This is a genomic window from Streptococcus sp. 79 (assembly GCF_013277425.1).
Lineage (GTDB): Bacteria > Bacillota > Bacilli > Lactobacillales > Streptococcaceae > Streptococcus > Streptococcus pseudopneumoniae.
This window is the reverse complement of record NZ_VMMW01000081.1, coordinates 1-6213: the sequence shown is the minus strand read 5'-3', so window position 1 is coordinate 6213 and position 6213 is coordinate 1. Positions and strand designations below refer to the sequence as shown.

Here is a 6213-nt window from a genome sequence, read left to right as displayed (position 1 = left end):
AGATGGTTACCTAAGGGAACTAAGAAAACGACTCCCAAAGAAGTCGCATTCATCGAAAATTGGATTAATAACTATCCTAAAAAATGCTTGAACTACAAATCACCCAGAGAAGACTTCTTCATGGCTAACTTGAACTTGAAATTTGGCAAAAGAGAATCAAGATTACTCCTGATTCTCCATTTTTATGCAATATCAAATTTCAATTGGCCTGCTTTGACACCAATCTTAAGTGTGCTGCCTGCCACCAAATCTCCCTTAAGAAGAAGTTCTGCCAACTTGTCTTCCACTTCTGTTTGCAGGGTTCTGCGAAGTGGACGAGCTCCCATCTCTGGGTCATATCCTTGATTTGCCAACAATTTCAGTGCAGAAGCTTGTAATTTCAAGTCAATGCCTTTTTCAGCCAAACTTGCCACTAAAGGTTTGACCATAATCTTCACCACTTCCTGCATATGGTCACTAGACAGGCTATGGAAGACCACCTTTTCATCAATACGGTTGATAAACTCAGGTCTATAAGCCTTTTTCAGCTCTTCAAACATGCGTTTTTCCATATTTTCCTGGTCAAAACGAATATCCTTAGCTCCAAAACCGACGGTCTTGTCATCCCGAAGGGCTGTCGCACCAAGGTTTGACGTCATGATGATAATGGTATTTGAAAAGTCAACCTTGCGGCCCTTGCTATCGGTCAAGACACCATCATCCAAGACCTGCAAGAGCACATTAAAGATATCTGGGTGGGCCTTCTCTACCTCGTCAAAAAGGAGAACGGAATAGGGTTTGTTGCGAACCTTCTCGGTCAACTCCCCACCTTCTTCATAACCCACATAACCCGGAGGAGCTCCATTGAGACGGCTGGCTGCAAATTTCTCCATATACTCACTCATATCAAAGCGGATAAGGGCTGATTCGTCATCAAAGAGAACTTCTGCCAAAGCCTTGGCCAATTCGGTCTTCCCGACACCTGTGGGTCCTAGGAACATAAAAGAACCAATCGGACGCTTGTGACTGCGAATCCCTGACTGATTGCGGCGAATAGCACGGCTAACGCTTGAAACTGCTTGATCTTGACCGATGACACGCTTGTGTAGTTCAGCTTCCAAGTTCAGGTATTTCTTAGCGTCAGTCTGAGTCAGTTTTTGGACTGGGATACCTGACAATCGACTCAAGGTAGTCAAAATATCAGACTCTGTTACCAAGTCTTTATAGACAGGCACTTGCTCTTCTTTTGCGATTAGCTGAGCTGCCTGTTTCCACTTGCCATCCATCAAGGCCTTGTCAGCTGGACTCAAGCCTGAATCGTCTACTTTTACATGCTTAGCCTTATTTTGCACTGTTGCTGCTGCTTCATCTAAGAGGTCTATAGCAGAGTCTGGCAAATGGCGACTAGTCAAGTAACGATGGGCCATCTTAACGGCTGTTTCGACCGCTTCATCTGTGATTTGCACACGGTGATGTTTCTCATAAGTCGCCTTCAAGCCTTGCAAAATGGCCATGCTGTCTGCCACACTTGGCTCTTCAATCGTCACTTTAGCGAATCGACGAGAAAGGGCCGCATCTTTTTCGATGTGTTTTTGGTATTCTTCCTGAGTGGTGGCACCAACCGTTCTCAAAGTTCCACGCGCCAAGGCTGGCTTCAAAATATTGGCCGCATCCAGAGTCGAGTCAATCCCGCTACCAGAACCCATGATAGTGTGGAGTTCATCGATAAAGAGAATTACTTGGCCATCTTCCTCAATATCCTTGATGATATTATTCATACGCTCTTCAAAGTCACCACGGAAACGTGTACCTGCAACGACATTCATCAAATCAAGCTCCAACACGCGCATCTTAGCCATTTCCGCAGGTACATCACCACTAGCAATACGCTGGGCAAGACCAAGCGCCAGAGCTGTTTTCCCGACACCAGCATCCCCGACCAAGACAGGGTTGTTCTTAGTCTTACGGCTCAAGATTTGAATCATACGCGAGATTTCCTTATCCCGACCGATGACTGGTTCTAACTTGCCAGAACGCGCTTGCTCTGTCAAATCATGCGTATAGTCCTCGAGACCACCACTCGGAGTCTGCGGCATGCCCATCATATTGGCCATAGAATTTTGTTTGTCAGCCACAGTACGATGGCGTTGACGTAAAGCCTTGAGGTCTTCACGAGTCCAACCTGCCCGTTCTTCTAAATTTCGACGAAGAGCAGCAATCTTGACCTGATCTTTCTTGTCTTCATAAGAAAAACCAGCCCTCTCCAAAATACGAGTCGCCAAGGCATTGCCATCATGCAAAATCGCATAGAGGACATGCTCTGTCCCTAATACCTTAGCATGGACCACTGACGCTACATACTCTGCTTCGTCAAAAAGAACCTGCAAACGACGGGAGAACGGCAACTCCGTAAAAGTTTCATACTGTCTATAGTCCGTTTCAGTCAGTTCCAAAGCCACCTCTTCTAAACGGTCCATCTCATATGGATAATCGTTTAAAGTCGCCCCTGCCACACTATAACTGTGATTGGACATGGCAATCAACAAGTGCCAAGACTCTAGGTAACCAGCTCCAAAATGACCAGCAACCATGTAGGCACTTTCGATACATTCATTCAATGCTTTTGAATAGTTCATCTTACTTCCCTTTTCTATCTACCTCTTGTATGACCTGGCGTAGCATGTTTGCACGAAGGACTGGAGCTTCTTCTCCTAGAACGCGATCCAAAGCTACTGATACTAGCAAATTCATCTCTTGCTTGGTCATCAATTCCTGCTCAACCAAAAGCTGGAGAATATCCTCATAAGTTTCTTGACTAACTCGCTCGCCAATCGAATAAAGAAGCTCTCGGAGCATTTCATGATGACTAGAAAACTCAATCCGTCCTATACGAATATAACCTCCGCCACCACGCTTACTTTCAACCAAGTAGCCTCTACTTTCCGTAAAGCGTGTCTTGATCACGTAGTTAATCTGACTAGGAACAACCTGGAAGGTATCTGCCAACTGACTTCGTTGCAACTCCACGATACCAGATTGATCTAAAATCGCCTTGATGTAGGCCTCAATATGATCCGATGTATTTTTAAATCTCATTACAAACCCACCTCTCTTTGAACCTTGACTATCTTTGACTATTATACCGAAATTTTCTCATTTTTAAAAGAAAAAGGGCGCTGGTAAAGGATAATCTTCACCAACTCCCTATTTTTCTACTTATTCTAAGCCTAATTCTGCCAAGATTTGACGTTTGTAGGCAATCTTTTGGACTTCCTTGTCCTCATCTTCAGACCAGTCTAGTTTAATTTCTGAAACAATCTGCCCAGGGCGATTTTTCAAGATATAGATGCGGTCGCTGAGATTAAGAGCCTCCTCTATACTATGAGTAATAATCAATGTTGTCAGGTGCAACTGCTTGTGAATCTCAAGGTACCAAGCGTGTAGTTCCATCTTGGTCATCTCATCCAAGGCGCTAAAAGCCTCGTCTAAGAGAAAGAGCTTGTGCCCGAAAAGGTAAGTTCGAAGCAAGGCTACACGCTGGCGCATCCCGCCACTGAGTTCATGAGGGTATTTATCTCTTACAGCTGTCAACTGGAAGGTCGCAAGAATTTCATCCGCCCGGGCAATGGCTTCCGCCTTATCCACTTTTTGAATCAAGAGGGGCAGAATGATATTTCCAAGCACCGTCTTGTGCTCCAAGAGCAAGTCCTTTTGCAACATATAACTCACGCGCCCCTTGGGATTTTCTTCACCATCCAGGACAATTCTCCCAGACTGGACTTCTAAAATCCCAGCGATTAGATTAAAGAGAGTGGTCTTTCCAACACCGCTTGGACCTAGGATAGAAACCACTTCACCTGAAGTCACCTGCAGATTGATGTCCTCTAAAATCCTCTCCCGACCATAGGCATAACTGACGTGTTCTAGTCTTATTTCTGTCATTATTTCACAAATTCGTTGGTGAAGCCTTTATCTGTCAAATCTTCTTTAAGGATACCATTTTCTTTATCCCATTTGTAGAAAGCATTCCAGCGAGCTGCATCAAATTGACCCCATTTTTCCTTGTCGCTTGCGTATTCTTTTGACAAGTATTTTTGAGATTCGATGACAAAGTCACGTTTTTCCTGAAGTTCAGGTGCATTCTTGATGAGGATATCAGCCGCTTCTTCTGGATGCTCCATAGCATATTGGTAACCTTTTTTGATGGCTTGGATGACTTTACGAGCTTCTTCTTTGTTATCTTTCAGATAGTCGTTGTTTGCGATGATAACTGGTGAATAGTAGTCAAACTCCTTGACATAGTCTTTCAAATACATGAAGTTAGCATCTACACCTTGAGATTTAGCAAGTATACCATCCCAACCGTAGTAAATCCAAGCAGTGTCAAAGACACCATTGGCAATAGGTGTGATAGAGTTTGAGTCGTTATTTGGTACTTTTTCTACCTTCTCAAAGTCCCCACCTTGTGATTCTACCAATGTTTTCAACATAGCAAGTTCAGTTGGGTCATTCCAAGTCCCGTATTTCTTACCAACCAAGTCTTTTGGACTGCTTACATTGTCAGATTTACGTGAGATGATTCCTGATGTATTGTGTTCAACAATAGCTGCAACGGCAGTGATTCCTGCTCCTTTTTCCAATTTTTTAGCCATGTAGTCTTGGAAATACACTGCAAATGGTGCCTTACCATTGATAACCAAGTCAGATGAGCTTTCTTCTGGTGGCAATTTCAAATCAACATCCACTCCAGCTTCTTTGAAATAACCTTTTTCCTTGGCAACATATAGCCCTGTGTGGTTAGTATTTGGTGTCCAGTCTAGGATAAAGTCGATCTTCTTGAGTTCTGCCTCTTTGTTATCCTTAGAAGCAGTTCCTTGACCACAAGCTACAAGCACGACAGCTACAAGAGCTGTTAAAACAGTTAAAAACACTTTCCATGTTTTCTTCATTTTGATTTCCTCTTTTCTTTTTTGAAACATTCTTATTCTACGAACGTTTCCATTTAATAACATATTTTTCACTGACATCAACCAGCTTCATACCGAGAAGACTGATAATCGATACCAGAATAATAATAGCAAACATGGTATCATACTGAAACAGTTTCTTGGACTGAATCATGTAGACACCTAGTCCTTCAAAGCCTCCCAACCACTCAGATACCACTGTTGTGATAAAGGCGTAGGAGACACTGACCCTCAGACCTGCATAAAAGTAAGGCAGGCTGACTGGAATTTTAAAATGCCACAGGATTTGCCAAGGCTTGGCCCGCATCAGACTAAACAAGGTCAGCATATCCTTGTCACAATGCCTAAAGCCGTCCAAAATACTGACGATGATAGGAAAAGTTGTTGTCAAGATAATCAAGACAATCTTGGGCAGAATCCCATAACCTAGCCACAAGACCAGAATAGGGGCTATGGCAATGGTCGGGATAGTCTGAACAACCACCATCATAGGGTAAATCAGGTCATTGAGCCAAGTCAAACTATCCATGAGCACAGCCATGAGACAGGCAATCAAGACTCCCAAAATCAGCCCCAGTAAAGCCACTCTCAAAGTCGCCCAGCTATGGTGCCAGAGAAATTCTCTATCACGCACAAAAGACTGGAGGATTTCAAGAGGTGTCGGCAGGATAAACTTGGGGAGAAGTTTAAGAAAACCTGCTAACTGCCAGATTGACAAGACTCCCAGAAAACCCAATAGACTAATGTGTCGTCTCAGCATACTTTTCAAGCTTCTCATCAATACTTAAAATCTCTCCTACATTTATTTTGACATTGGCAAAGACATTATCTGCCTCCTGCCCTGCCACTTCCAGCGCTTCTTTTAGAATGCGCATAAGCTCATCAAACTCCCCTTCCAAGACCGTTTCAAATGGTGTCACCACCATGGTCACTTCTTGAGCTTGCAGATAAGCAATGACCTGATCAATAACAGCTATCCGATCAATCCCCTGTGCTAGGGGTAAAACTTGCAAGGCGATGCTTGCTTTCATAAAAACCTCCTCTTCTCGTTTTCCTTTGACAAAAAGAAAAACCTTTACCATATATGGAAAAGGTGCAAAATCAGACTAAGTATCGTTCCCTCCGCTGGCATTACCCAGATCAGGTGCGGTCGAAGTTTAACACTTCCTCTCAGACTGTACACAGACTCCCATATATTATATGTATATATGATAGCGCAAAATAAGAAAAATGTCAAGGAAATTGCTTAATCGAGTAGGGGATAATC

Annotated in this window: 5 protein-coding genes, 2 pseudogenes and 1 riboswitch; of the genes and pseudogenes, 1 reads left to right on the top strand and 6 read right to left on the bottom strand. The window is 43.4% G+C overall.

Annotated elements, in window-relative coordinates; genetic code table 11:
- Positions 1–345 (top strand): annotated as a pseudogene (locus HT729_RS12190) (hypothetical protein); the annotation flags it as partial.
- Here the strand turns inward: HT729_RS12190 and HT729_RS09570 are convergent.
- The 6 genes and pseudogenes from HT729_RS09570 to HT729_RS09545 form a co-directional block, all read right to left on the bottom strand.
- Positions 234–2456, bottom strand: a pseudogene (locus HT729_RS09570) (ATP-dependent Clp protease ATP-binding subunit); the annotation flags it as partial. The pseudogenes HT729_RS12190 and HT729_RS09570 overlap by 112 nt on opposite strands.
- A 160-nt stretch (positions 2457–2616) precedes the next feature.
- Complete coding sequence (locus tag HT729_RS09565) at positions 2617–3075, bottom strand: CtsR family transcriptional regulator (protein WP_023936792.1); 459 nt, start codon at positions 3073–3075, stop codon at positions 2617–2619.
- Positions 3076–3195: 120 nt separating this feature from the next.
- Positions 3196–3921, bottom strand: coding sequence for an ABC transporter ATP-binding protein (locus tag HT729_RS09560; RefSeq protein ID WP_000136235.1), 726 nt, complete (start codon positions 3919–3921; stop codon positions 3196–3198).
- Positions 3921–4928, bottom strand: a complete 1008-nt coding sequence (locus tag HT729_RS09555) for an ABC transporter substrate-binding protein (RefSeq protein ID WP_031233681.1) — start codon at positions 4926–4928, stop codon at positions 3921–3923. Before HT729_RS09555 ends, HT729_RS09560 begins: the two co-directional genes overlap by 1 nt.
- 37 nt (positions 4929–4965) lie before the next feature.
- Positions 4966–5724, bottom strand: coding sequence for an ABC transporter permease (locus tag HT729_RS09550; protein ID WP_162199268.1), 759 nt, complete (start codon positions 5722–5724; stop codon positions 4966–4968).
- A complete protein-coding gene (locus HT729_RS09545; protein ID WP_000647658.1) occupies positions 5687–5977 on the bottom strand; it encodes a thiamine-binding protein in 291 nt (96 codons plus the stop codon). The genes HT729_RS09550 and HT729_RS09545 overlap by 38 nt, the downstream gene beginning before the upstream one ends.
- Before the next feature lie 69 nt (positions 5978–6046).
- A riboswitch (TPP riboswitch) is annotated at positions 6047–6149 on the bottom strand.
- Positions 6150–6213 lie beyond the last annotated feature (64 nt).

Bases quoted from the DNA above. Each gene is read 5' to 3' on its own strand.
- HT729_RS09565 (WP_023936792.1), bottom strand. From the start codon at position 3,075: ATGAGATTTAAAAATACATCGGATCATATTGAGGCCTACATCAAGGCG.
- HT729_RS09560 (WP_000136235.1), bottom strand. From the start codon at position 3,921: ATGACAGAAATAAGACTAGAACACGTCAGTTATGCCTATGGTCGGGAG.
- HT729_RS09545 (WP_000647658.1), bottom strand. From the start codon at position 5,977: ATGAAAGCAAGCATCGCCTTGCAAGTTTTACCCCTAGCACAGGGGATT.
- HT729_RS09555 (WP_031233681.1), bottom strand. From the start codon at position 4,928: ATGAAGAAAACATGGAAAGTGTTTTTAACTGTTTTAACAGCTCTTGTA.
- HT729_RS09550 (WP_162199268.1), bottom strand. From the start codon at position 5,724: ATGAGAAGCTTGAAAAGTATGCTGAGACGACACATTAGTCTATTGGGT.